This window comes from Streptomyces monashensis, from assembly GCF_001866665.1.
Lineage (GTDB): Bacteria > Actinomycetota > Actinomycetes > Streptomycetales > Streptomycetaceae > Streptomyces > Streptomyces monashensis.
Genome location: NZ_MLYO01000129.1, coordinates 1 through 556, shown reverse-complemented (window position 1 = coordinate 556; position 556 = coordinate 1). Strand labels below are relative to the sequence as shown.

Genomic DNA, 556 nt, shown 5'->3' with positions numbered 1-556 from the left:
GGCCCTCATCAGCGTGGTCGCCACCGCCTACCTGCTCGGCGTCTCCACCCGCCGAGTGGAAAAGCTCGCCGAGAGCCTGGGCGTCACCCAGCTGTCGAAGTCCCAGGTCAGCGCGATGGCCAAGCACCTGGACGAGCAGGTCGCCGCGTTCCGTAACCGGCCCCTGGACGCCGGCCCCTACGCCTTCGTCTGGGTCGATGCCCTGACCCAGAAGGTCCGCGAGGGCGGCCGCATCATCAACGTCCACGCGCTGATCGCAGTCGGCGTCAACGCCGACGGCCACCGCGAGATCCTCGGCCTGGACGTGGCCACCGCCGAGGACGGCGCCGGCTGGCTCGCCTTCCTGCGCTCCCTGATCGCACGCGGCCTGTCCGGCGTCCAACTGGTCATCTCCGACGCCCACATGGGCCTGGTCAACGCGATCGGCGCCACCCTGCCCGGCGCGAGCTGGCAGCGATGCCGCACCCACTACGCCCGCGCACTGCTGAGCCAGGTCCCCAAGTCGGCCCAGCCCTGGGTGGCCACCCTGCTGCGGACCATCTTCGAACAGCCCGAC

1 protein-coding gene is annotated in these 556 nt (G+C 71.0%); it reads left to right on the top strand.

Annotated features, from left to right (window positions below):
* Positions 1-556 (top strand): IS256 family transposase (locus BIV23_RS44235; RefSeq protein WP_177240259.1); only part of this gene is annotated, 556 nt, incomplete at both ends.